The organism is Peribacillus sp. CSMR9, from assembly GCF_033141925.1.
In the GTDB taxonomy this organism is placed as follows: Bacteria; Bacillota; Bacilli; order Bacillales; family DSM-1321; genus Peribacillus; species Peribacillus simplex_A.
On record NZ_JAOPHO010000236.1, the window covers coordinates 1 to 525 of the forward strand.

The 525-nt window shown below is 35.0% G+C and carries 1 protein-coding gene; it reads left to right on the top strand.

Annotated features, from left to right (window positions below; translation table 11 throughout):
- Positions 1-307 precede the first annotated feature (307 nt).
- Positions 308-525, top strand: a 218-nt coding sequence (locus tag N9I19_RS25075) for an XRE family transcriptional regulator (protein WP_317779382.1), incomplete at its 3' end; no start/stop codon positions are given.

Sequence of the window (525 nt, forward strand, 5' to 3'; positions counted from 1 at the left end):
CGATGGGCGCTCCCCACTCTCCAAATAGGCTCGTAAGTTACTCTTTGTAGCCATGGGCATAAAAATTTTTAAATGCTAACTAACTTTGTCGATATTTTGTGTGTTTTTTTTGGTCCACAGCTATGCTGTTAAGCCGATAGGTATGTCGCTGATGTTTTGGCTTAACAGCAAAAGCATATTCAGAGTATTAAAGTTTAGAAGAAAGCTACTAACTCTAGCAGCCATCTACTTTTCCAAAAACCTTTACAATTTAAATGTATAACTCCCTTTTCCGATGTCAAAAATGGATAGGGAGAGGTGAAACATAATGATGTTTAGTTGGCTCAAAGAAGAAACTAAAGAGAAAACCGAGTTTGGAGATTTTTTAAAAGTTTACGATATTAAGCAGGAATGGTTAGCGAAAAAAAGCAATACCAGCAAAAGTTTAATAAGTCTTTTAACATTGGACCATTCAAGAACACCGAAACCAACTACTGCAAATAAAATTATTAAGGTATTAAGAGAATTTGAGCCCCATATCAAAAG